This is a genomic window from Salinivibrio sp. VYel1 (genome assembly GCF_009377945.1).
GTDB classification, from domain to species: Bacteria; Pseudomonadota; Gammaproteobacteria; order Enterobacterales; family Vibrionaceae; genus Salinivibrio; species Salinivibrio siamensis.
In genome coordinates this window covers 1-675 of record NZ_RSAM01000036.1, presented here as the reverse complement: position 1 = coordinate 675, position 675 = coordinate 1, and the positions used below count along the sequence as shown (strand labels likewise).

Below are 675 nucleotides of genomic sequence, written 5' to 3'. Positions count from 1 at the left end.
TCTCAGCACACCTTCAACAGCTTACACAACGCTCCCCTACCCAATATCCATAAGGACATTGCCGCAGCTTCGGTGTATCGCTTAGCCCCGTTACATCTTCCGCGCAGGCCGACTCGACCAGTGAGCTATTACGCTTTCTTTAAATGATGGCTGCTTCTAAGCCAACATCCTGGCTGTCTGAGCCTTCCCACATCGTTTCCCACTTAGCGATAACTTGGGGACCTTAGCTGGCGGTCTGGGTTGTTTCCCTCTCCACGACGGACGTTAGCACCCGCCGTGTGTCTCCCGGATAGTACTTACTGGTATTCGGAGTTTGCAAAGGGTTGGTAAGTCGGGATGACCCCCTAGCCTTAACAGTGCTCTACCCCCAGTAGTATTCGTCCGAGGCGCTACCTAAATAGCTTTCGGGGAGAACCAGCTATCTCCGAGTTTGATTGGCCTTTCACCCCTAGCCACAGGTCATCTCCTAACTTTTCAACGTTAGTGAGTTCGGTCCTCCAGTTGATGTTACTCAACCTTCAACCTGCCCATGGCTAGATCACTCGGTTTCGGGTCTAATGCTAGCAACTACTCGCCCAGTTAAGACTCGGTTTCCCTACGGCTCCCCTATGCGGTTAACCTTGCTACTAACATTAAGTCGCTGACCCATTATACAAAAGGTACGCGGTCACCCCA

At 51.9% G+C, this 675-nt stretch carries 1 rRNA gene; it reads right to left on the bottom strand.

What is annotated here, in order from left to right:
- Positions 1-675 (bottom strand): 23S ribosomal RNA (locus tag EHW58_RS15590); the annotation flags it as partial.